The organism is Micromonospora fluostatini, assembly GCF_050410825.1.
Lineage (GTDB): Bacteria > Actinomycetota > Actinomycetes > Mycobacteriales > Micromonosporaceae > Micromonospora > Micromonospora rosaria.
On sequence record NZ_CP191251.1, the window covers coordinates 3,033,681 to 3,058,010 of the forward strand.

At 73.5% G+C, this 24,330-nt stretch carries 12 protein-coding genes and 1 pseudogene; 7 read left to right on the plus strand and 6 right to left on the minus strand.

The features are described from left to right. Positions 1–63 precede the first annotated feature (63 nt). From ACQUFX_RS12785 to ACQUFX_RS12795, 3 genes are read right to left on the minus strand one after another with little or no spacing between them, the layout of a single operon-like run. Positions 64–822: an FkbM family methyltransferase gene (locus ACQUFX_RS12785; RefSeq protein WP_428966243.1), complete on the minus strand. Its 759-nt coding sequence runs from the start codon at positions 820–822 to the stop codon at positions 64–66. Continuing rightward, entirely contained in the window at positions 779–10,993 is a 10,215-nt protein-coding gene (locus tag ACQUFX_RS12790) for a non-ribosomal peptide synthetase (RefSeq protein WP_428966244.1), read from the minus strand. The genes ACQUFX_RS12785 and ACQUFX_RS12790 overlap by 44 nt, the downstream gene beginning before the upstream one ends. Next, positions 10,990–12,786 carry a non-ribosomal peptide synthetase gene (locus ACQUFX_RS12795; RefSeq protein WP_428966245.1) on the minus strand — a complete coding sequence of 599 codons (1,797 nt, stop codon included), beginning with the start codon at positions 12,784–12,786 and terminating at the stop codon, positions 10,990–10,992. The genes ACQUFX_RS12790 and ACQUFX_RS12795 overlap by 4 nt, the downstream gene beginning before the upstream one ends. A gap of 420 nt (positions 12,787–13,206) precedes the next feature. On the opposite strand from ACQUFX_RS12795, the gene ACQUFX_RS12800 reads away from it, so the two are divergent. Then, entirely contained in the window at positions 13,207–13,641 is a 435-nt protein-coding gene (locus tag ACQUFX_RS12800) for a VOC family protein (protein ID WP_428966246.1), read from the plus strand. Here ACQUFX_RS12800 and ACQUFX_RS12805 read toward each other — a convergent pair. Beyond that, on the minus strand, positions 13,628–15,388 hold the full coding sequence (locus ACQUFX_RS12805) for a non-ribosomal peptide synthetase (protein WP_428966247.1): 1,761 nt from the start codon (positions 15,386–15,388) through the stop codon (positions 13,628–13,630). The two genes, ACQUFX_RS12800 and ACQUFX_RS12805, sit on opposite strands and share 14 nt — an antisense overlap. A 241-nt stretch (positions 15,389–15,629) precedes the next feature. Here ACQUFX_RS12805 and ACQUFX_RS12810 point away from each other — a divergent pair, with 241 nt between their 5' ends. Beyond that, positions 15,630–17,216, plus strand: coding sequence for a (2,3-dihydroxybenzoyl)adenylate synthase (locus ACQUFX_RS12810; protein ID WP_428966248.1), 1,587 nt, complete (start codon positions 15,630–15,632; stop codon positions 17,214–17,216). A 112-nt stretch (positions 17,217–17,328) separates the two neighbouring features. On the opposite strand, the gene ACQUFX_RS12815 is transcribed toward ACQUFX_RS12810, so the two are convergent. Further along, positions 17,329–18,543 (minus strand): cytochrome P450, encoded by a 1,215-nt coding sequence (locus ACQUFX_RS12815; RefSeq protein ID WP_428966249.1) that lies wholly within the window; start codon positions 18,541–18,543, stop codon positions 17,329–17,331. Between the two features lie 304 nt (positions 18,544–18,847). On the opposite strand from ACQUFX_RS12815, the gene ACQUFX_RS12820 reads away from it, so the two are divergent. The 4 genes from ACQUFX_RS12820 to ACQUFX_RS12835 all read left to right on the plus strand — a co-directional run bounded on the left by ACQUFX_RS12820 (position 18,848) and on the right by ACQUFX_RS12835 (position 22,382). After that, positions 18,848–19,609, plus strand: coding sequence for an SDR family NAD(P)-dependent oxidoreductase (locus ACQUFX_RS12820; RefSeq protein WP_428966250.1), 762 nt, complete (start codon positions 18,848–18,850; stop codon positions 19,607–19,609). 41 nt (positions 19,610–19,650) lie between these two features. Beyond that, complete coding sequence (locus ACQUFX_RS12825; RefSeq protein WP_428966251.1) at positions 19,651–20,913, plus strand: pyridoxal phosphate-dependent aminotransferase; 1,263 nt, start codon at positions 19,651–19,653, stop codon at positions 20,911–20,913. Beyond that, positions 20,913–21,740 carry a tryptophan 2,3-dioxygenase family protein gene (locus ACQUFX_RS12830; RefSeq protein WP_428966252.1) on the plus strand — a complete coding sequence of 276 codons (828 nt, stop codon included), beginning with the start codon at positions 20,913–20,915 and terminating at the stop codon, positions 21,738–21,740. The genes ACQUFX_RS12825 and ACQUFX_RS12830 overlap by 1 nt, the downstream gene beginning before the upstream one ends. A gap of 363 nt (positions 21,741–22,103) precedes the next feature. Continuing rightward, entirely contained in the window at positions 22,104–22,382 is a 279-nt protein-coding gene (locus ACQUFX_RS12835; RefSeq protein WP_428966253.1) for a hypothetical protein, read from the plus strand. 73 nt (positions 22,383–22,455) lie between these two features. Here ACQUFX_RS12835 and ACQUFX_RS12840 read toward each other — a convergent pair whose 3' ends face one another. After that, the gene (locus ACQUFX_RS12840; RefSeq protein ID WP_428964293.1) at positions 22,456–23,547 is read right to left on the minus strand and encodes an IS630 family transposase; all 1,092 of its coding nucleotides are present in this window, start codon (positions 23,545–23,547) and stop codon (positions 22,456–22,458) included. A 142-nt stretch (positions 23,548–23,689) separates the two neighbouring features. On the opposite strand from ACQUFX_RS12840, the pseudogene ACQUFX_RS12845 reads away from it, so the two are divergent. After that, positions 23,690–24,111, plus strand: a pseudogene (locus ACQUFX_RS12845) (tyrosine-type recombinase/integrase); the annotation flags it as partial. Positions 24,112–24,330: the final 219 nt, after the last annotated feature.

Below are 24,330 nucleotides of genomic sequence, written 5' to 3' on the forward strand. Positions count from 1 at the left end.
CAGGGATACGATCCGTAACGGGGGCAAACACCGACGCTGCCCCGGCTCGCCGGCACGCCGCCCTCAGACCGGCCGGCGGGCGGTGACGAGATAGGTCCGGATCTCGGGGTAGACCATCGGGGACGGCTCCACCTCGCAGCGGAACCCGCGCTCCGTGAGCAGCGCCCGGGTCGCCTCCAACCGGGAGTGCAGGTCCTGCACCTCCGCCACCACGTTGTCGATGCCCGGCCAGTGCTCCGGCGCGATGCCCCGCAGGATCTCCAGCTCGGCCCCCTCGGCGTCCACCTTCAGCAGATCGACGTGCGGCAGCCCCGACAGGTGCGACGACAGTCGGCTCAGCGGCACCGTCACCCGCTCGGCCCGGTACTGCTCGACGAGGTCCCAGTCCGGGTGACGGCGGGCCACCGCGTCGATCTGGAGCTGCTTGTCCTGCGGGTAACGGGTCGAGTTGCCCGGCAGGTTCGGGTAGTTGACCATCGTGATCTCGGTGCCGTCGGTGTCGCCCAGCGCCTCCCGCACCACGGTCACGTCCCGCAGGCCGTGCAGCGCGATGTTGCGGCGCAGGTACTCCGCCGTGGCCGGCACCGGTTCGAAGGCGAGGATCCGCGCCTGCGGCCAGCGCCGCTTGGCGAAGACCGTGAAGAGGCCGATGTTCGCGCCCACGTCCACGATCGCCGGCTCGTCCCGCAGGGTGAACCGGTCGTAGCACTCGTGCCGGAAGATCTCCTGGTACTGGAAGTCCGCCTCGTGCTCGCTGGGCGCGTACATCTCGAGTTCCTCACCCAGGACGAGCAGTTCCCTGCTGACGGTGGGGTGCTGCATGGCTCACTCCTAGGCTTGTCAGGGTGGGGAGGGGCGCGCCGGGACCGGCCGACACCGCTTCGGCGAAGAGCTCGAGGCGGTGCAGGAAGGCCTGCGCGGTGGTGCCGATGAGTGCCTCACTGAAGCCGAACTTGATCCACATACCGCCCGGCACGGCGTGCGTGCCGCAGGCGATCTCGGCCTGCATGTCCAGCAGCATGTCCGCCTCGGGCCGGACCTCGAGCTGCGCGGGCCGCGGGCCGGCCGGCTCCGCGCCCGGCACCGCCGGCTCCGCGTCCCAACAGTTGAAGAGCACGAAACCGTCCGGGAACCGGCCGACGCCGGCACCGATCTCGGCATGCAGGTCGAGCATGTCGCGGACGTCGAAGTCGGTACGCGCGGCGGCCTCCGCCCGCGCCGCACGGGCCCGGTCGAGCAACTCCCCGAACGAGCAGCCGGCGGGCACGTCGAGCAGGATGTGCGACGGCAGCGACTGCGGGGCGACGTAGGAGACACCGGAGAACCAGTGCCGCCGGGCGTGCAGCGTCCGCAGCAGCACCCGGGGCTCACCGGTGTGCGCGGCCAGCAGGGCCGCCACCAGCGTCTCCAGCACCGCCGGCACCGCCGCCGAGCACTCCTTCGCCACCTGGTCGACCGCCTGCTGCAGGCGCCACGAGATGCCCCGCACCTGGGACACCCGCAGCTGTGACCGTGGCTGCCCCGCCGTGAGGTAGATCCGGGGCGCCCGCTCCAGCAGCGACCGCAGGTACCGCATCGCCTCCGCGCCGGCCGCCGCCGCGGTGGGGGTCGCCTCCTCCTCGGCCAGCTCTCGCGGTTGCCGAACCGGTGGCAGGCCGTCGACGGACGCGCCGGCGAGAGCCGCGCGCAGGCAGTGCCGGAACTCCGCTTCGAGGGTGGTGAGACCGAAGGTGTCCACCGCCATGTGCGAGATCCCGCCCGCGACGGCGACCACCCCCGCACCCGTACGGATCAGTTGCACCTGCAACGCCGACGCGGCGAACGGATCGAGGGTGGCCGCGGCGTCCAGCACCTCCGCCGGCCCGCGGTCCGTCAACGCCACGGGTACCGGGCCGGCGGGATCGATCCGCTGGCGGACCCGCCCCACCGGCGCGGGATTGCCCGGCCCCACCGGTGTCCCGGTGTCGTCGAGGTAGACCGTGCGCAGACACTCGTGCCGGTGCACCAGATGGTCCAGGGCGCGGCGCACCGCCCCGGGCGGGCAGGGTTGCGGCAGAACCCAGTGCACCGGCACGATGCCCGCCTCCATCGTGAACCCGTTGCGCCGGAAGTGTTCGTAGATGCCCCGCTGACCCCAGGTCAGGTCGTAGAGGTGACCGGCGACCGGCCCGCCGGAGCGCGTCGGCGCGCCCGTCCGCGCCTCCCGGCTCGCCGCCGCCGCCAGGTCCGCCAGGGTCGGCGTGGCCGCCACCATGCGGACGTCGCAGTCCAGCCCGCCCGCCCGGATCTGTTCGGCGACCCGCACCGCGAGCAGCGAGTGACCGCCGAGCGCGTAGAAGTTGTCGTGGCGGCCGACCCGGGCGACGCCGAGCGTCTCGGCCCAGATGTCGGCGATCAGCCGCTCGACGCCAGCGCGCGGGGGCTCGTAGTCGGCTCGCGCGACGGCCCCGGCGTCGAGGTCGGGCAGGGCCGCCCGGTCGACCTTGCCGTTACGGGTCAGCGGCAGCGAGTCCAGCGCCACGAACGCCGCAGGCACCAGGAAGGCCGGCACCCGGGCGGCCACGTGGTCGCGCAGCACCGCCGGATCGATCCCGTGCTCCCCCGCCGGCACGCAGTAGGCGACGAGCCGGTCCGCCGCGACGACGACGACACACGCGGCGACGGAGGGGTGCTCGCCCATCCGGGCCTCCACCTCGCCGGGTTCGGCCCGGAAACCACGCACCTTGAGCTGGACGTCGTTGCGGCCCAGGAACTCCACGGTGCCGTCCGGCAGCCACCGGCCGAGGTCCCCGGTGCGGTAGAGCCGGGAGCCGTCGGCGGCGTACGGATCGGCGACGAAGCGGGCGGCGGTGAGCGCGGGCCGGCCCAGGTACCCCTGGGCGAGCCCGGCGCCGCCGAGGTACAGCTCACCGACCACGCCGGGCGGCACCTGACGCCCCCGGGAGTCCAGCAGGTGCACGTGCCGTCCGGCGACCGGCCGGCCGATCGGCACGCTGTCCCACCGCCCCGCCCTGATCCGGTGGACCAGCGCGAAGGTGGTGCTCTCGGTGGGCCCGTACCCGTTGAGGAACACCGGCGGGGCACCGGAGCGCAGCACCCGGCGCACACTCTCCGGGTCGAGGGTGTCCCCACCGGCGATCAGGCACCGCAGGCCGGCGAAGACGTCACCGAGCTGCTCGCGGTACTGGTGGAACAGCCCGGCGGTCAGCCACAGCACCGTCACCCGCGCCGCGGTGAGCAGCGCCGCGAACCGGTCGGCGGCCAGCACGTCCGACTCGTCGACGACCACCACCCGGGCACCGTTGAGCAGCGGCGCCCACAGCTCCCAGGTCGCCGCGTCGAACGCCGGGTTCGCCGCGAAGGCGACCGCGTCGTCGGGGCCGAGCGACAGGAAACCATTGTCCCGTACCAGCGAAACGATGTTGCGGTGCTCGACCACGACCCCCTTCGGCACCCCGGTCGACCCCGACGTGTACATCACGTACGCCGCGTCGGCGCCACCCACGGGCACCCCCGACGACGCCACCGGAGCCCCGGCGCGCAGCAGCGCGGTCAGCGTCGCCTCGTCGAGCAGCAGGACCGGGTCGGCGTCGGCCAGCGCCCACCGCCGCCGCGCCGGCGGGTCCGCCGGATCCAGCGGCACGTACACCGCCCCGGCGCGCAGGATGCCGAGCAGCCCGGCGACCAGGTCCACGCCCCGGCCGGCGCTGACGGCCACCCGCGAGCCGCGCCGGACACCGGCCCGGACCAGGCCGGCGGCGATCCGGTCGGAGAGCGCCGCCAGCTCGGTGTAGGTGACGCTCCGGTCGCCGTGCTGCACCGCCACCGCGTCCGGGGTCGCCCGCGCCTGCCGGGCGAACGCCTCGGGGACGCTCCCGCCGACGCCTGTCGCCACCGGCGGGCTCGGCACCGCCGGCACGATCTCCAGCCGGTCGAGTGCCACGTCGTCGCCGCCGGTCAGCGCGGTCAGGGCCCGCCCCAGCAGCGCGCACACCTGCGCCGGGTCGATCGGGGACCGGGCCTGCACGGTCACGACGAGGTCGTCGCCGCTGTCGTCCACGGAGGTGACGAGAGGGTAGTTCGTGCCGCCCGCGCCGCCGAGCGTGGTGATGCCCGTCCAGCTCTGCGCTGCGCCGCCGGCCTGCGGGTCGTGCCGCCTGACGTTGAGCAGGCTGGTGAACAGCGGCGTCCCGGCGGGCACCGCGCTGCACCGTTGCGCCTGCGCCAGGGGTGCCTGCTCGTGCCGGATCAACCCGGCCACCAGGCGCTGGACCTCCCGCAACCCGCTGCCCACGGTGTGCCCGGCGGGGTCGACGCGGATCGGCAGCGTGTTGACGAACAGGCCCAGGGCCCGCTCGGCGCTCCCGCCGACGTGCATGCGACCGGAGAGCACCGTCCCGAAGACCACGTCGTCACGGCCGGTCAACCGGCCCAGCACCAGCGCCCACGCCAGGTGCACCACCGCCGCGGTGGGGACCCCGCAGCGCCGGGCCAGCTCCCGGACCGCCCGGCCGTCGGCGGCGCCACGCGCCTCGGTCAGCGCCGTACCGTCGCCGTGCACGTCCAGGATGCCGTACGGGGCGCAGGGCTCCGACACCCCGGCCAGCAGCTCGGTGAAGAACCGGTCGTGGTCCTCCGCCCGGCCGCCGGCCACCACCTGGGCCACCGCCTCCCGGTACGGCACCGGCCGCGGCAGCTCCCGGCCCGCCAGGATGGCCGCGACCTCGGAGTGGACGACCGCCATCGAGGTGTGGTCGCCGACCAGGTGGTGCAGCAGCACCCGCGCCAGCCACCGCTGTCCGTCCCCGTCCCAGGCCAGCAGCACCCGCAGCAAGGGAGGCCGCGAGGGGTCCATCCGCACCGCCCCGGTCAGCCGGGCGAGCTCGACCTCCTCCACGGCCACGGTCGCGTGCCGCCACACCGCCTGCACCGGATGCCGCAGGCCCGCCCAGTGGAACGACGTCCGCAGGATGTCGTGCCGCTCGACGACGGCGTTCAGCGCGGCCAGGAAGGCGTCCAGCCGGTCCCGGGTGTCCACCGCGAGCAGGTGGGAGAGCACGTAACCGTCGGACTCCGGGGCCAGCAGGTGGTGGTAGAGGATGCCCTCCTGCAACGGGATGAGGGGATGGATGTCCTGCAGGTCGCTCGCGTTGCCCGCCGCGATGCCGTCGATCTCCTCCGGGGTCAGCCCGGCGAAGGGCGGCAGCTCGGCGACGACCGGCCCGCCGGGCAGCCCGGCCGCCAGCCCGGCCACGGTCGGGTGGTCGAAGACCATCCGCACGGTACGGTCGAGCCCCCGGTTGCGCAGCCGCTCGACCATCGTGAGGGCCAGCAGCGAGTGCCCACCCAGGGCGAAGAAGTCGTCGTACCGGCCGACGTCGTCGACCCCGAGCAGCTCGGACCAGACCGCCGCGATCGTCTGCTCGTCGGGGCCCTCCGGCGGTGCCCAGCCGGCCGGGGCGTCGGCGTCGGCCCGCGACCCCGGCCTCCGCTCCCGGTCCTCGGCGCGGCCGACGTACTCCAGCACCCCACCCGCCGACCACCGCGCCACGTCCCCGGTGCGGTACATCCGCGCGCCGGCACCGAACGGGTCCGCCACGAACCGGCCCGCCGTCGACCCGGACGGGTCCCGCCAGCCGTGCGCCAGCCCCGCCCCCGTCACGTACAGCTCCCCCGCCACGCCCGCAGGGACCGGCCGCAGCCGGTCGTCGAGCACCCGCAGGGCCGCATCCGCCGGGGGGCGTCCCGCCACCACCGGGGTCGCCCCGGTGGGGTCGTACACCGGGGTGACCGGCACCGCCCGCCAGGCCACCTCGGGCGGCGCCACCGCACCGAGGCACCCGAGCGCCCGCAGGTCCGGGCACGCGCCCGCGTCCGGCGACTGGGCGAGGGTCCGCAGCGCCGACGGTACGACCTGCGCCACGGTCACCCGCCGCGCGGCGATCGTCGCCGCCAGGGCGCCGTCGGCGCGGGCCACCACCAGGGTCGCCCCGTGCAGCAGCGGCCAGACGTGGTCGACCGGGGTCGCCACGAGCACCCGGTCGGTGGCCGACAGACCGAACCCGGCCTGCCACGCCGCCGACCGGCTCAGCACCGCCCGGTGGGACAGCACCACACCCGGCGCCGCCGGGTCACCGAGGTACGCCGGATGCTCCGCCGCGACCCCGGCCCCGGGGCACCCGGCCCCGACGGGTCCGGCCTCCGGTAGGTCCGCCTCGGACAGCGGCGTGCAGCCCGGCGCCGGACGCGACGACAACACCACCACGGGCCGGGCTTCGGCGACGACGTCGAGCACCCGCCGCTGCGGATCGTCCGGCTCCAGCGGCAGGCAGGCACCCCCGGCCCGCCACACCGCCAGCATCGCCACGACCAGGTCCGCCGACCGGTCCAGCCACAGTCCGACCGGCGACCCCGGGCCCACCCCCCGACCGCGCAGCCACGACGCCAGCCGTCCCACCTCGACGTCCACCTCCGCGTACGTCAGCCGCCGCTCGCCGTCGACCACCGCCACCGCGTCCGGCGACCGCGCCACCTGCGCGGCGAACACCTCCCCCAGGGTCGCCGCCCGCCCCCGCCGGGCCGGGTCGTCCGGGACGGGGGTGGCGACCACGTCCACCAGGGCGAGGTCCCGCCCGGGCACGTTCTCCAACGCCTCGACGACACCGAGCGTCGTCGTGCGCAGCACGGCGCAGACCACCTGCGGGTCGATGGGCGCGACGGCGTGCACGCTGAACCGGAAGCCCGCGTCGCCGAGGTCGTCGACCGAGACGTCGAGGGGATAGTTGGTGCGCTCCCGGCCCGCGACCACGTCGAAGACGGGAGTGACGTCCCCGCCGTAGCGGTAGTTCAGCAGGGTGGTGAACAGCGGCGTCGGCGCGGTCACGCCGCTGACCGGCTGGGCGAGCCCGAGCGGGGCGTGCTCGTGCACCATCGCCTCGGCGAGCTGGGCACGCATGGCGCCGACCGCGTCGGCCACCGCGACCCCGGCGACCCGGGCGCGGACGGGCAGGGTGTTGAGGAACAGGCCCGGTACCCGGTCACCGCCGGCACCGGCCCGGAGCCGGCCGAAGACCATCGTGCCGAAGACGACGTCGTCGCGGCCCGACATGGCGGCGAGCGCACGCGACCAGACCACGTGGAAGAACGTCGCCGGGGTCACCCCCCGACGACGGGCGGCCTCCCGGACGCGGACGGCCACGTCCTCGTCGAGGACGGCCCGGGCGTGGGTGGCGCCCCGGCCGTCCCCGCGCACGTCGAGCACCCCGAAGGCCGCTGTCGGCTCGGTGACGTCGGCGAGCAGCCGCCGGAAGTAGGCGACGTGGTCCGCCCGGCTGACCCCGGACAACGCCTGGGCCACGAAGGTCCGGTAGGGCAGCGGCGCCGGCAGGTCGGCGGCCTCGCCCCGCATCACCGCGCGCACCTCGTCGAGGACCACGCCCAGCGCGGTGTGGTCGAGGATCAGGTGGTGCACCCGCAGGAGCACCCGGACGCCGGCGACGTGCGCGTCCATCAGCGGCGCCCGCCGCAGGTCCAGCGGCGGCAGGTCCCGGTCGGCCGGGTCGGCGACGCGGGTGAGGTCGTCCGGGCCGAGCTCGGTGACCGGCAGGGTCGCGTGCCGGTGGACGACCTGGACCGGATGGGTCAGCCCCTCCCAGGCCAGGGCGGTGCGCAGGATGTCGTGCCGGTCGATCACCGCCTGCCAGCCGGCGAGGAAGTCGGCGACCTCGGCGGCGGAACCCAACCGGACCACCAGCCGCAGCTCGTACGGGTCGCCCCCGGCCGCGTCGCCGAGCCGGTGGTGGAAGAACAGGCCCTCCTGCAACGGCGCGAGGGGGTAGACGTCGGCGACGTTGCCCACGCCGCCGCAGGTCGCCGCGCCGACGGCCGCCACCTCACCGGCCGGCAGCCCCGCCATCGGCACCATCTCGGGGGTGAGCACGGTGGCGTCGGGCGGCACCGCCGGCTCCGGAGCGGTCACCTCCGGCTGACCGGCCACCGCCGCCAGCCGCTCGACGGTGGGCGCCTCGAAGAGGGTGCGCACGTCGACCGCCACGTTCCGGGCCCGTAACCGCTCGACCAGCGTGACCACCAGCAACGAGTGGCCGCCGAGGTCGAAGAAGCTGTCCGTGACACCGACCGAGGCCAGCCCCAGCACGGCGGCGAACTCCGCGCCGATGATCTCCTCCCGGAGGGTCCGCGGCCCCCGCCCGGTCGCGTCGAAGACGGGCGCGGGCAGCGCCGCGCGGTCGAGTTTGCCGTTGACCGACACCGGCAGCGCCTCGAGCTCCACCGTCGCGGCCGGCACCATGTTCTCCGGCAGGCGCTCGGCCACGAAGTCGCGCACCCCGTCGCCGTCACCGACCACGTACGCGACCAGCCGTTTCTCACCGGGCTCGTCCTCGCGCACCACCACCGCCGCCCGGCGCACCCCGGGGCAGGCCGCGACCACCGCCTCGATCTCACCCAGCTCGATCCGGACCCCGCGGATCTTCACCTGGTCGTCGGCGCGGCCGACGAACTCCAGCGCCCCACCCGCCGACCACCGCACCACGTCCCCGGTGCGGTACATCCGCCCACCGGCACCGAACGGGTCCGCCACGAACCGGCCCGCCGTCAACCCGAAGCGGCGCAGGTACCCGCGCGCCAGCCCCGCACCCGTCACGTACAGCTCGCCGGCGACGCCGGGCGGGACGAGCCGCAGCCGGTCGTCGAGCACGTAGGCGTGGGTGTGCGCGACCGGCCCACCGATCGTCACCGGGTCACCGGCGTCGATCAGCGCCGACGTGCAGTACAGCACCGCCTCGGACGGCCCGTACAGGTTGGCCAGTGGCACGCCCAGCACCCGCACCGACTCCCACGCCAGGTTCTGCGGCAACGCCTCACCGGCACAGATCACCACCCGCAGGCCCGTGCACGCCGCCGCCTTCGGCGACTGGAGGAAGACCCGCAGCATCGAGGGCACGAACTGGACCACCGTCACCCGCTCGGCGACGATCACCTCGGCCAGGTAGTCGGGGTCCCGGTGCCCGTCGGCCCGCCCCACCACCTGGACCGCCCCCTGCAACAACGGCCAGACGTACTCGAAGAACGACACGTCGAACCCGGACGGGGTCTTCACCAGCACCCGGTCCGCGGCCGACAGCCCGAACTCCCGCTGCAACGCCGCCAGCCGGTGGACCACGGCACGGTGCTGCACCACCACACCCTTCGGCCGGCCCGTCGACCCCGACGTGTAGATCACGAACGCCGGCTGCTCCGGGCGCACCGCGACCCCGGCGCAGACCGCCTCCGGCAGCTCGACGTCCGCCAGCGCCACGCACCCCGGCGCCGGCCGCGACGACAGCACCACCACCGGCCGGGCGTCCTCGACCATGTCCCGCACCCGGCGCACCGGATGGTCCGGATCCAACGGCAGGTACGCGCCACCGGCCTTCCACACCGCCAGCATCGCCACGGTCAGCTCCGCCGACCGGTCCAGCCACAGGCCCACCAGCGACTCCGGGCCCACCCCCCGATCCCGCAGCCACGACGCCAGCCGGCCCGCCGCGACGTCCACCTGCGCGTACGTCAGCCGCCGCTCGCCGTCGACCACCGCGAGAGCGTCCGGGGTCCGCGCCACCTGCTCCGCGAACAACTCCCCCAGCGACACGTCCCGCACCGCCGCCGCGCCGCCGTCACCCGCCGCCAGCAGCTCCCGCCGCCGCGCCGGCCCCAGCACGTCGATCCGGCCGACCGGCGCGGACGGATCCCCGGCCATCGCCGCCAGCACCCGCAGCAGGCAGTCCACCATGCCCCGCACGGTGGACTCGTCGAACAGGTCGGTGGCGTAGGTGAGGCCGCCCCGTACCCCGCCGACGCCGGGCCGCTCGACGAGCTGCAGGTTGAGGTCGAACCGGGCCGGTGGCGGGCCGGTGGGCACCGGCTCCATCCGCAGCCCGCCGAGGTCGACCGGGGACACGCCGGTGGTCTGCACGGCGACCATCACCTGGAAGAGCGGGTGCCGGGCCGTGGACCGGGCCGGCGCGAGCTCCTCCACGAGCCGCTCGAACGGCACGTCCTGATGGTCGAGGGCCTGCAGGCCGGTCTCCCGGACCCGGGCCAGCAGCTCGGCGCAGGTCGGATCGCCGGACAGGTCCGTCCGTACCACCAGCGTGTTGACGAAGAAGCCGACCAGCTCGTCGAGCGCCTCGTCCATCCGTCCGGCGGTCGGGGTGCCCAGCGGGATGTCGTCCCCGCCGCCGAGCCGCGACAGCACCACCGCCACCGCCGCCTGGACCACCATGAACAGGGTCACCCCGTGCGACCGGGCCAGCGCGGCCAGGCGGGCGTGCAGCTCCGGCGGGATCTCGACCGCCACCACCTCACCGGCGAAGGACGCCACCGCCGGTCGCGGCCGGTCGACCGGCAGCGCCAGCTCCTCCGGCAGGCCCGCCAGGGCCCGCCGCCAGTAGGCGACCTGCTGGTCGAGCAGCCCACCGGAGGAGAGCAGCTCCCGCTGCCAGAGGGTGTAGTCGACGTACTGCACCGGCAGCGGCGCCCAGCCGGGCGGCTCGCCGGCCCGGCGCGCCCGGTAGGCCACGGCGAGGTCCCGGGCCAGCGGCCCCATCGACCAGCCGTCCACGGCGATGTGGTGCATCGCCAGCACCAGCACGTGCTCCCGGTCACCGGCCACCGCGAGCGACGCCCGCAGCGGCGCCTCCCGCGCCAGATCGAAGGGGTACGCCGCGGCGGCGGCGACCTCGTCGACGGTGATGCGCGTCAGGTCCACCGTGTCCGGCACGGCGAGCACCTGCTGGTGCGGCTCCCCGTCCACGGCCGGGAACACTGTGCGCAGCACCTCGTGCCGGGCGACGACGTCGCGCAGCGCGGCGCGTAACGCCGCCACGTCGAGGTCGCCGGTCAACCGCAGCGCGATGGAGCTGTTGTAGGCGCTGCCACCGTCGATCTGGTGCAGGAACCACAACCGGCGCTGCGCGAACGACAACGGGATCACGAGGCATCCTCCGGACGGGGCATCCGGCGCAGCCGGGGCCGGGCTTGGGGAGCCGAGTCGAGGATGCGGGCGAGACCCTCGGCGGTCGGGTTCCGGGACAGGGACTGCAGGGACACCTCGCGGCCGAGCGTCGAGCGGACCCGGCCGACGACGCGGATCGCGAGCTGCGGATGGCCGCCGAGGTCGAAGAAGTCGTCCGTGACGCCGACCGTGGGCAGGCCCAGCACGTCGGCGAAGATCGCGCAGAGGGCGGTCTCGTAGCGGGTGGGCGCCGCGCGGGCGGTCCGGGCGTCGACCGGCGCCGGCAGCCCGGCCCGGTCGAGTTTGCCGTTGACGGTCACCGGCAGCGCGTCGAGCTCCACCACCGCGGCGGGGACCAGGTGCTCGGGCAGCCGCCCGGCGGCGAAGTCCCGCACCCCGGTCCCGTCGCCGACCACGTACGCGACCAGCCGTTTGCCACCGGGGCCGTCCTCGCGCACCACCACCGCGGCCCGGCGGACCCCGGGGCAGGCCGCGACGACCGCCTCGACCTCGCCGGGTTCGACCCGGAACCCGCGGATCTTGACCTGGTCGTCGGCGCGGCCGACGAACTCGAGCTGCCCGCCGGCCGACCACCGCACCACGTCCCCGGTGCGGTACATCCGTTCCCCCGGGCCGAGGAACGGGTCGGCGACGAACCGGCCCGCCGTCGGCGCGGGGCGGTGCAGGTAGCCGCGAGCCACCCCGGTACCGGCCACGTAGAGCTCTCCCGGGACGCCGGGCGGGACGAGCCGGAGCCGGTCGTCCAGCACGTACACCCGGGTGCCGGCGATCGGCCGGCCGATCGGCACCGGGCCGGCGCCGGCCAGCGGGTCGCTGACGGTGGCGCAGATCGTCGTCTCGGTCGGGCCGTAGGCGTTGATCATGCGGCGGCCCGGGGACAGGGTCGCGGCCAGGTCGGCGGGGCAGGCCTCACCGGCGACGACCAGGGTCGGCACCCGGACGGCGGCGGCGGGCAGCGCGGCGAGCACCGACGGCGTGACCGTGGCGTGGGTGAGCGCCGCCCCGCCGGTCAGCACCCCGAAGGGGTTGTCGGCCGGCCCGACGACGAGCGTGGCGCCGGTGAGCAGCGCGCCGAGGATCTCCCACACCGAGGCGTCGAAGGCCGGCGAGAACACCTGGGCGACCCGGCTGCCCGCACCGAGGCCGAGGTGACGTCGCTGCGCGGCCACCAGGTCGGTGAGGCCGCGGTGGCTGACCACCACGCCCTTGGGCTCGCCGGTCGAGCCGGAGGTGAAGATGACGTACGCGGCCTGGTCCGGCCGGTGCCGGACCTGCGGCGCGGTCGCGGGCCGGTCACCGGTGCCGGTCACCGTCCGCGCGTCGTCGACGACCAGCGCGGGTCTCGCGTCGGCGAGCAGCCGCTGGATCCGGGCCGCCGGGTGACCGGGGTCGACGGGCAGGTAGGCGGCGCCGGCCTTCAGGACACCGAGGACGGCGACGACGAGGTCGACCGAGCGGGGCAGCAGCAGCGCGACGACGTCGTCGGTACCGACGCCACGATCGACCAGCAGGTGCGCGAAACGGTTGGCGCGGCGGTCGAGGTCGCCGTAGGTCAGTTTCCGCGCACCGCCGACGACGGCGAGCGCGCCGGGCAGACGTCCCGCCACGACCGCGAACATCTCGGCCGCCGTGGTCGGGGCTGCGGCGGCGGGTCCACCGTGCCCCAGGGCGAGCATCCGCCGACGCCCGGCGTCGTCGAGACGCGGGGGGATCGCAGTGTCGTGGGCCGCGCCGTCCCCGGGCGTGGTCACGAGGGACAGCCCGCGCCGGGTACGGCACAGCGGTATCCGTGGCCGGCGCGCCCGCACAGCTCCGTGGGGGTGGCGGCGGCACCGATCGACACCGCGACGCGTTCCGGCGCGCTGCCGGAGATCTCGGGGCCGCCGATGGTGCGCATTCTTTCCCCACTCACTGTCGTTGACGGATCTCGCGGTACGGCTGTCTCGGTGCCTTATGCTCGGATCCGGGCCGAACCGGCGGCATCTGCAATCACCACCGTTACAGCCGTCACGCCGCGAACGACGACGCCCCGGGGCGCGCACTTCCCGCTCGGCGCGGGACGCGGCCTTGGCCCGACCCCAGCCGTCTTTCACAAATGCTTCGTCACGCGCACCGGTGACAACCGGACGTGGCTAGCCTCCCGGAAGGAATCGCGCAACGAAGGAGGCCCGGTGTACGACCCGGCTCGCGGCTTTCCCCACGTGGTCGTCGAACTCGCCTACGCCGACCCCGATCGCGCCGTCGACTGGCTCGTGGGCGTCTTCGGATTCCGCCTGCTCCTCCGGCAGCCGGCCACCGGGACCATCCGCCATGCCGACCTCGACACGGGCGGTGGGATCGTCATGGTCCGGTCGACCGGCGGACGGCACACCGGCGCCTGCGCCGGCGGGCACACCTGCAAACAGGTCATCGTCTGGGTGCCCGACGTCGACGCGCACTTCGTCCGCGCCGCCGCAGCCGGCGCCGACATCGTCCAGCCCGTGACGGACAAGCCGTGGGGGCTGCGCCAGTACCTGGTCCGCGACCTCGAAGGCCACCTGTGGGAGTTCACCCGGCACCTGCGGGACGTGCCACCGCACGAGTGGGGCGCGGTCACCCTGCCGTAGCCTCCCGCACCGCCGAGGCGAGCTCGGACAGGGTGCCCTTCTCGAACACCGTCCGCATCGGCAGGGTGACGCCCCACTCGTCGCGGATCCGACCGGCCAACCGGGTCGCCAGCACCGAGTGACCGCCCAGCGTGAAGAAGTTGTCGCCCGGCCCGACCTCCGGCACCGCCAGCAGCTCCCCGACCATCGCACACAGCCGGCGCTCCACCGACGCGGACGCGTCACCGCCGCGCTCCCCCGCCCGGTACGCCGTCGACGCGGCGAGATCCCGCAACGCCGTACGGTCGATCTTGCCGTTGGGAGTGACCGGGAGCCGCCGCAGCACCCGGACCGACGACGGCACCATGTGCTCCGGCAGGGTCTGCGCCGAGTGGGCGCGCAGCTCGGCAGCCGGCACCTCGACGCCGTCGACGGTGCTGACGTAGGCGGCGAGGCGCGCGCCCGCGAGGTCGCCGACCACCACCACGGCGGCGACGTCCACGGCGGGATGCGCCGCCAACCGCGCCTCGACTTCGCCCAGCTCGACGCGGAAACCACGGACCTTCACCTGGCCGTCGCCCCGGCTGGAGAAGACCAGCTGCCCGTCCGCGCGGCGGTGGCCCCGGTCACCGGAGCGGTACATGCGACTGCCCGGCGGCCCGAACGGGTCCGGCACGAAACGACCGGCGGTCAGCCCCGGCCGGTTCAGGTACCCGCGCGCCACACCGTTACCGGCCAGGTACAGCTCACCGTCGCGGCCGTCGGGGACCGGACACAGCCGCTCGTCGAGGACGTACACGCTGTTGCCCGACCACGGCGTCCCGATGGTGATCTCGTCGGCGACGGTGACGGGACCGGCGATGGTCGACCCGACCGTCGTCTCGGTCGGCCCGTACCCGTTGAACATCCGCCGCCCCGGCGACCACCTGGCCACCATGGCGGGCGTGCACGCGTCACCGGTGGACATCAGCGTGCCGCCGACCAGCACGCCCTCGGGGTCGGTGACGCTCAGCGCGACCGGCGGCAGCACCGCGTGGGTGACCGCGTGGCGGCGCAGCGTGTCGCGCAACGGTTCGCCGGGCAGCAGTTCCTCGGCCGGGGCCACGACCAGCGCCGCCCCCGACAGCAACGCCGCCGACCAGTCCCAGAACGCCGCGTCGAAACTGATCGACGCCCACTGGAGCACCCGGTCACCCGGGCCGGGCGCGATCGACGCGGACTGGGCGGCCACGATGTCGGCGACACCCTGGTGGGTCACGGCGACACCCTTGGGCGCCCCCGTCGAACCCGACGTGTAGATGACGTACATCAGGTGCCGGGGGTCCAGCGGAGCAGCCCGGCACCCGTCGGTCAGGTCGTCGCCCCGCCGCGACCCGATGTCCCGCACCGCGTCCGGGTCGTCCACCACCAGCTCGGCCACCGGCGCGCCGAGGTCCAGCGACACCCCCACCGACCGGACCAGCAGAACCGGCCGGGCGTCGTCGACCATGTGCGCCAGCCGCCGGGCGGGATACTGCGGGTCCAGCGGGAGGTAGGCGCCGCCGGCCTTGAGCACCGCCAGCAGCACCACCATCAGCTCGTCACACTTCGGCATCGCCACCGCCACCGTGGTGTCGGCGCCGACGCCCCGCTCGACCAGCACCCGCGCCAACCGGTTGGCGCGGGTGTTGAGCTCGGCGTAGGTGACCACGCGGGCACCGGAGACCACCGCCGGGTCGTCCCCCGCACGCGCCACCACGGACTCGAACAACTCCGGAACGGTCGGCACCTGCTCACTCCGTCCTCTGCGGTCCCCGGGTACGCGGGCGCTGCCCGGGAACCGACGCTAGCCGCCCGCCGACGCGCCGGTACCCGACGGCGAAAGGATCACGACAGGGCGGACGCCCCCGGACGATCCCTTTCGCGTCCCTGTCACCGGGCCGGCACCGGCGTCACGACCCGGGCCACGCTGGAGCGTCGGCGTCGCCACGCCGTACTGGTCAGCTCACCGACCCTGTGGGGTGGACGCGATGCTCGATGGATGTGTGCCCTGGCCCGAGGACCTCGCCACCCGCTACCGCCGCGAGGGCTACTGGCAGGGACGACCGCTGGGGGACCTGCTCGACGAGGCCTGCGCCCGGCACGCCGACCGGACCGCGCTCGTGTGTGGCGAACGGCGGATCACCTACGCCGACCTGGCGGCGCAGGCCCGCGCCGTCGCCGGCGGGCTGTCGAACCTGGGCATCGCGCCGTTGGACCGGATCGTCGTCCAACTGCCCAACGTGCCCGAGTTCGTCGTGGTGGTCCACGCGCTGCTGCGGATCGGCGCCGTACCCGTCATGGCCCTGCCGGGACACCGCAGGGTCGAGCTCACCCACCTCTGCGCCCACTCGCAGGCCGTCGCCCTGGTCGTCGCCGACCAGGTCAAAGGCTTCGACCACCGCGCACTGGCCCGACAGGTACGGGCCGACGTGCCCACACTGGAACACGTCGTGGTCTGCGGTGACGCCGAGGAGTTCACCGCCCTGACCGACCTGCACCTGCCGGGGCCGGACCTGCCCGCCGTCGACCCCAGCGAACCCGCGCTGTTCCTGCTCTCCGGCGGCACCACCGGCCTGCCCAAGCTCATCCCCCGGACCCACGACGACTACGCCTACAACATGCGCGCCACGGCGGAGGCCCTGCGGTTCGACGAGCACGGCGTGTACCTGGCCGTCAACCCGATCGGCCACAACTCCGCCCTCGGCTGCCCCGGCGTCCTCGGCACCCTGCTGGTCGGCGGCACCGCCGTACTCACCTCCAGCGTCCGCCCCGACGAGGTGTTCGACCTGGTGCGACGGGAACGAGTGACGCTCACGACCCTCGTGCCACCCGTGGTACGGCTCTGGATCGACGCCGCCCGCAGGTCCGGTACCCGGCTGCCGAACCTGACACTCCAGGTCGGCAGCTCCAAGTTCGATCCCGCCCGCGCCGCCGAGGTACGCACCAGCCTCGGCGCCGGGCTGACGCAGTGGTTCGGCGTCGGCGAAGGACTGCTGACCTACACCCGGCTGGACGACCCGGAGGAGATCGTCCTCGCCACCGAGGGACGCCCCCTCGCCCCGCACGACGAGATCCTCGTCGTCGACCCCGACGACCGGCCCGTCCCCGACGACGCCGAGGGTGAACTGCTGGTACGCGGCCCGTACACCATCCGCGGCTACTACCGCGCCGACGAGCAGAACCGTCGCTCGTTCACCCCCGACGGCTACTTCCGCACCGGCGACCTGGTCCGCCGCCGGCCCGACGGCAGCATCGTCGTCGTCGGCCGCATCAAGGACGTCATCAACCGGGGTGGGGAGAAGGTGCCCGCCGAGGAGGTCGAGGAGCACCTGCTCACCCACGCCGCGATCCGGGACGCGGCGGTGGTCGGCGTGGCCGACCCCACGCTCGGCGAGAAGACCGTCGCCTTCGTCATCCTCCGGGACGAGCCGGTCACCTCGGCGACCGTCAAGTCGTTCCTCCGCGAGCGCGGTCTGGCCACCTACAAGATCCCGGACCGCGTGGTGCCGCTCGACGAGTTCCCGCGCACGGCCGTCGGCAAGGTCGACAAGGTCGCGCTGCGGGCGTCGGCGTAGCGACCGGGCCACCGGCGGCCCCGGCCACGGCGACAGCCGAGCGCCGGGGCACCGGTCGGGCGTCGGCGGGCCGGGCCGCGCCCCGCAGACCGCCCCGCTGCCGCCGGGCCGGTCAGCGGCCCACGAAGGTGACCGGGAGGCTGTGGTAGCCGTTGAGGAAGTTCGAGTAGACGCGCCGCGGCGACCCGGCCACCTCGATGCCACGGACGGCCCCGGCCAGCGCGGTGAGCAACGCCCGCAACTCGGCCCGCCCGAGATAGGCCCCGAGACAGAAGTGCGGCCCGTGGCCGAACGACACGTGCCTGTTCGGCGTACGCTCCACCGCGAACCGGCCCGGCCGGTCGAACTCCCGCTCGTCGAAGTTCGCGGACAGGTTCCACAAGGTGACGATGTCACCGGCGCGGACCTGCCGACCCCCCAGCTCGAGATCCGTGGTGGCGGTCCGGGCGAAGTGCATGGCCGGCGTCGCCCACCGCACCACCTCCTCGACGGCGGTGTCGACCGCGACGCCCCCGTCACGCACCGCCCGCCACTGATCGGGGAAGTCCGCGAACGCCTTGACCGCGCAGATCGCCGACACCCGCGACGACTCGTCACCACCGAGAATCAGGCTGTAGCAGTTCAGCGCGACCTCCTCGACGGACAACAACTCCCCACCCACGGTGGCGGTGGCGACCATGCTGACCACGTCGTCACCGGGACGGGCCCGCCGCCGCTCCGCGAGGTCGACGAAGTACAGCAGGATCTGGTTACGGGCCTCCACTGCGGCGTACGGGTCGACGTCGGCCTCGTCCGACGACAGCGCGCTCTTGTTCCACCGCAACAGGTCCGCCCGATCCGCCGCCGGGACGGACAGCAGGTCACAGATCGTGCCCATCGGAAGATGCTCGGCGACCTCGGTGGCGAAGTCGAAGTCCCCGGCCCCGGTGACCCGCCGGACCAGCTCCTGCGCGCGACGCTCGACCCGCCCGACGACCTCACCGAGCACCCGGGGAGAGAACGCGCGCAGCATGACGGTCCGCAGCTCGCGGTGACGCGGCCGGTCGGTGACCGCCAGCATCCGACCACCGGCGGAGTCGTCACCCCGCAGCAGGACGTCCAGCACCGTACCGCGCGCCGAACTCAGCCGCGCCGCGTCCGCGTAGCAGGCGAGCACGTCGGCGTACCGCGACACCACCCAGAACCCGGGGCCCCCCTCCCGGCCGTCGTGCCAGTACACGGGACTGCGGTCACGGACCTCGGACCAGAACGCGAGCGGGTCGTTGCGCACGAACGTCGTCGGGTCGGCGAGGTCGAGCGCCGTGGCGCCGGCCGTGGGCGAGCTCATCGGCAACACCTTCCGTCCTGGATCCGGACACCCGGCGCAGCGACAGGCCGTACCGTCCCCGCATCGTCACAGGCCGCCACCCCGGCCGGCCCGCATCTGGCGCAGTTCTGTCGGAACGGATGCCGATCCGCCCGCCGGCCGACAGATTGGACCGCACACACCAGCCCGGTCGAGGCGGAGGTCATGCTCGCTACCGCTCATCGCGTCACCGGACCCGCGTCCCGGCCGCACCCGCCGCAGCACCCGGCCACCCCGGCCGGTCACGTCGTCGCGGTCCCCCACCCCGGCGCGGGCGTGACCGGCCGTGGCTGAGCCGGGCGACGGCATCGCCGGCCGCACCGTGATCGTCACCGGCGCCGGCACGGGAATGGGACGCGCCATCACCGAGCACCTGCTGGCACGCGACGCGACCGTGGTCGCGGTCGGACGCCGTGAGGCGGCGTTGCGCCAGCTCACCGCCGCCGGTGACAACCGCGTCGAGGTGATCGCCACCGACATCACCCGGCCGGGCGCGGCCGAGCACATCGTGGCCGCCGCGACGGCCCGCTTCGGTACGGTGCACGGCCTGGTCAACAACGCCGGCCTGGCCCGCTTCGCGGCGCTCGACACCGCCACGGACGACGACTTCGACCGCCTGCTGGCCACCAACGTCCGCGCCCCCGCCGCGCTGATCCGCGCGGCGCTACCCCACCTGCGTCAGCATCGGGGCGCCGTGGTGAACGTGTCGTCCGTCGGCGGGGTGCTGGCCATGCCGGGACGGTCCCTCTACGGCGCCAGCAAGGCCGCCCTGAACAGCCTCACCCGATCACTGGCCAGGGAACTGGCCCCGGACGTCCGCGTCAACGCCGTCCTCCCCGGACCGGTCGACACCCCGATGTGGGACGACATGGGCCTGGACGCCGCAGCGTCCGCCACGCTGCGCTCGTCGTTGCTCGCGGCGACGCCCCTGGGCCGCTTCGGCCAGCCCGCCGAGGTCGCCGGCTGGGTGTGCGGCCTGCTCGACCCGGAATTCTCCGGCTGGATCACCGGAGCGTTGATTCCCGTCGACGGCGGTCGCACCTCCTGATGCCCTCCGCACGCCGCCACCACGACCGAAACGGAGAGGTCATGCCCCTGCCGAGCCCTCGACCCCACCTGCTGGACGGCGCCCCGGTCGCATCGACGATCCCCTCCTCCCAACTGCACCGCGTCTTCCGCGAGGCCGACGACCGCGAGCGTGTCAGCGGTGTCCCGGTGACCAAACTGCACGTCGGCGAGCCCTACTTCACCCCGCCGCCCGAGGTCGCACAGGCCCTCGCGCAGGCGGTGACCACCGGGCGCACCGAGTACACCGCGGTCGAGGGCCTGCTGGAACTCCGCGAACGCCTGGTGCGCAAACTCGCCGACGAGAACGGCGTGGACACCGACGTCTCCAGGCTGTTCGTCACCCCCGGCTCCTGCCAGGGCCTGGCCGCCCTGATGCAGGCCGTGGCCGAACCCGGCGCGGAGATCCTGCTGCCGGAGCTGCACTGGCCCATCCACCTGCAGCAGGCCCTGCTCGCCGGCCTCCGCCCGGTGTTCTACCCGCTCGGGCGCGACTACCGCACCGATCCCGAGTCGGTGCTGGCCGCCGCGACCGCGAACACCAGGGTGCTGCTGATCAACTCACCCGCCAACCCCACGGGAGCCGTCCTCGACACCCCGACCCTGCGCGCGTTGATCGACATGGCACGCGCCCGGGGCTGGCAGATCATCAGCGACGAGGCGTACGAGCACTTCGTCTTCGACGGCGAACACGTCTCCACCGCGTCACTGGAACGCGACGTGCCGGTCCCCGAGCGGATCGTGCACAGCTCCTACTCCTTCTCGAAGAGCCTGGCGATGACCGGCTACCGGCTGGGATACCTCAGCACCGCCACCGACCGCACCGCCCAGGCCGTACGGATCGTGCAGGAGGCCAACCTCATCGCGATGTCGACCCCCGTGCAGTACGCGGGCCTGGAGGCACTGCGGTTGGGACACGTGGTGCGGCAGAACCACACGATGGTGCGCACCAACCGCGACGACGTCCTGCCCGCCGTCCACGACGCCGGCCTGCTGCCCGAACTGCCGGCCGGCGGCTGGTACGCCGTGCTCGACATCGCCCCGACCGGCCTGTCCGCCGAGGAGTTCGCCGCCGGCCTGTTGAAGACCAGGAACGTCGCAGTGGTACCCGGCACCGGGTTCGCCCTGATGCCCCGCCTGGACGCCCGGGGACGGGTCACGTCGGCCGAACCGGCGCCCTGGTCCCGTCACCTGATCCGCATCGCCATGTGCGTCGCGCCGCAGGTGCTCCGCGACGGCGTACGCGAGCTGCTCGAGTTCGCCCGGGACCGGCGTGGAGCCGCCTGATGACGACCCTGACCTACGCGGACTACCTGCACGTCGAGACGCTGCTGTCCCTGCAGGAGCCCCGCACCCCGGACACGGCGAGCCGGTCGGTGGTCCTGGCCGAGCACTTCTTCATCGTCACCCACCAGGCCAGCGAGCTGTGGCTCAAGCAGATCACGTTCGACCTGGACGCCGCAGCGGAGGCGATGACGCCGCCCTACGGACCCGAGGACGACGAACTGGCGCTGGAATTCCTCCAGCGCACCACCGAACTGCTCCGGGTGCTCCACGAACAGGTGGTCGCGCTGGAGCGGCTGCCGCTGCGCCACTTCGCCGAGTTCCGCCCGTTCCTCGACGGGGCCAGCGGCGCCCAGTCGGCGCAGTTCCGCGTCCTCGCGCGGCTGCTCGGCGGCAGCCGGCAGGAGGGCCGCCTCTACCGGGCGTTCGAACGGCTGACCGAGCATCACGGCAGCAGCGTCGCCGAGGTCTGCGCGCGCGGCCCCGCCGCCGGCGTGCTCAACCGCCTCGCCGACAGCCTGCTCGACGTGGCCAACGGTTACTGGCGGTGGAAGGTGACCCACCTGGCGCTGGTCTCGAAGATGGTGGGCAACCGCGACGGCACCGGCGGCAGCACCGGCGTCGACCACCTGGCCCGCCGGGTCACCCTGCCGTTCCCCCGGCTACGGCAGCTACGGGCGCAGGTGCACGACGGGCCGACGGTGGAAAGCCCACCCACTGGCAGAGCCAACGATCATCTTCGTCCAGACCACCTTGCCTCCTTCGTCGATTCTCGTCAGAACTGCGGTGGAGATCAGCGAGAAGATAAGGGCGAGCAGCATGATGGGTAGCGCTAGCCCCAGGTTCAACCCTGGTCTCAGCCCATCGACCTACCCATAGTGGACGCTCGCTTGAGAGCTCTGCGCACGCTTCCTACGGGTGCGTCCGTTCCGGCCCTGACGTCGCTCCCGTCGCCACCCTCCCCGTCCGGCCCGACTGCTGTCGACAGCCACGGGCGCGGTGCGCTCCGAAGTCTGCGCGGACTGTCAGTTCGGGAATCGGTTTGATATGCACGATGGGTAGCCGCATCGCCCGGTAGAGGAACACGGAGGGCTCGGTTCGTGGCCGCCGCGATGCCGATGTTGGCTCGCGCTCACCCCCTGCATCGGGCACGTGACCGAGGGCGGGCGTCGTCGGGGTGAGAGGCTGAGTACGTGGGGCTGAACAAGGAGACGGCAGCGCGGCTCGCCGATGCACGTCTGGCGGAATGGCAACGCGTCAGCTATGGCGAGTGGCGCGCAATGCTCGACGACAAGGACATACGCCAGGTCGGCGGCGAGGACGGCAAGCGGTACACCGTGGTCAGCTACGCCCTCGATGACGGCGATGAGCGCATCCGCATCGTGGTGGCCGTGGATGACGGGGGCTGGTCAGCGTTCGCTCCGCTGGTGCGCGACGAAATCATGATGCCGGATGGCACGTTTGTCGAATGACCCCTTCGGGGTGAAGGAGCTACCTTCGCGTACCGAACTGTTTCACCAGGCCATCTGAGCGGCTAGTGCCTCGTCATGCAGCCTTTAACGGGTAATCCGGGTGGCGGATCTTGGAGCCGGTGGCGAATCCGGTCTTGGGTCGGGCGCGTTGGTTGCGCCAGCGGATGTAGTCGCCGAGGGCGGCGTCCTGCTCGGCGTGGGTGCGATGGTCGGTGCCGTTGAGGGCGAAGTACCGCACGGCGGCGAACTCGGCCTCGATCCAGTTCAGCCACGAGGCATACGTGGGTAGGAACACCAGGTCGACGCGGTTGGCGGCGCACCAGGCGCGGACCTCGGGGTGCTTGTGCGGCGAGAAGTTGTCCAGGATGAGATACAGCTTCTGGTCGGGCCAGCGGGCGCGCAGGGTCTTGAGGAAGGCCAGGAACTCCCGCCAGCGTTTGCGGTCGCGGATGCGGTAGTGCAGCTTGCCGGTAGCCAGGTCCAGGGCGGCGATCATGTGCCGTACGCCCTGGTCGCGGGTGTAGGTGGCCCGTAGTCGCACCGGGTGTGCGACGGGTCGCCAGGCCCGTCCGGGGCGGGGTTGCAGATTCAACGGCCCGAACTCGTCAACGCAGAGCACCCTGCCGTCGGAGGGTGGATGGTCGTAGAGGTCCAGAATCCGGCGCATCTTCGAGGTGAAGTCGGGGTCGGTGCTGGCCTTCCACGTCTTGGTGGCCTGCCACGTCACCCCGCGTTCGTGCAGGACACGGCGCACGGTCTCGACGCTGATCGTCGTGACATAGCCGGCGGCGGTGAGGTAGTCGCGCAGCTTGGCCAACGACCAGCAGGAGAACGGTTGGCCGAGGAAGCGGGGGTCGCACCGGGCGATGACACAGATCCAGTCGCGGGTCTGCTCATCGATCCGTCTCGGTGCGCCCCCGCTCCATTTTGGGGACAGGGCGTCGAACCCCCGCTCGTTGAACGCGTGGATCACATCGCGCACGTAGTCGTCGGTCACCGTCAGCAGGTGGGCGATGTCCGGGGCTGGCTGCCCCTGGGCGGACATCAGCACCACGATCGCCCGCCGCAGCTTCACCGGGTCCCTTGCGGTCCTGGTGATCTTCTGCAACCGCTGACCCTCGGCCATCGACACCTGTCGGACGAACACCTCCGGCCGTCTGCCCACCGGCCATCACCTCCCATCACGAGTGCTGGGAGACAGCCTGCCCGATCCATCCTCAGAAACCGACGGATTACCCGTTCGACGTTCCAAGACGAGGCACTAGAACATTCCACCACTGTCCACAGGCGTCCACCGATAATGTTCATGGCGCTCGGTACGCGCCGACGGTGAACACCAAGACCGGGAAATCTCGTCGCACCCTGGCCTTGCCGGCCCGGTGCGTCACCGCGCTCGCCGCCGACCACGAGCACCAGGGCCAGCCTTCCGCTGACCGGCTCGCGTTCGTCTCCGCCACCGGCACTGCCCTCGATCGGCACAACGTGCTGCGGGCTTTCCGCCCTGTCCTCGCCAGAGCGGGCCTCGCCCCGCACGGCTGGACACCCCCGCGTGCTGCGGCACAACCTCGTCTCGCTGCTCTCCGACAGCGGCGTCAGCATCGAGCAGATCGCAGACCTCTGCGGGCACTCCGGCACAACCGTCACCGAGAACGTCTACCGGCATCAACTGCGGCCGGTACTCCTCGGCGGTGCCGTGGTGATGGATCGGATCTTCGACGCTGAGGCGTAGTCACTCAGTTAGTCACCCAGGCATGACAAGAGGGCATATCCATCGATCGGATATGCCCTCTGATCTGCGTCGGGACGGCCGGATTCGAACCGACGACCCCTTGACCCCCAGTCGGACGTCTACATGGCCTCTGACCTGGGCGAACAGCCCATCCGCGAGGTCAGAGGGGTGCTGCAGTGTCACGCAGTGCCCGCCAGTGCAGCCCATGACAAACCCTGC

Bases quoted from the DNA above. Each gene is read 5' to 3' on its own strand.
- ACQUFX_RS12810 (WP_428966248.1), top strand. From the start codon at position 15,630: ATGCTCGATGGATGTGTGCCCTGGCCCGAGGACCTCGCCACCCGCTAC.
- ACQUFX_RS12830 (WP_428966252.1), top strand. From the start codon at position 20,913: ATGACGACCCTGACCTACGCGGACTACCTGCACGTCGAGACGCTGCTG.
- ACQUFX_RS12825 (WP_428966251.1), top strand. From the start codon at position 19,651: ATGCCCCTGCCGAGCCCTCGACCCCACCTGCTGGACGGCGCCCCGGTC.
- ACQUFX_RS12785 (WP_428966243.1), bottom strand. From the start codon at position 822: ATGCAGCACCCCACCGTCAGCAGGGAACTGCTCGTCCTGGGTGAGGAA.
- ACQUFX_RS12815 (WP_428966249.1), bottom strand. From the start codon at position 18,543: ATGAGCTCGCCCACGGCCGGCGCCACGGCGCTCGACCTCGCCGACCCG.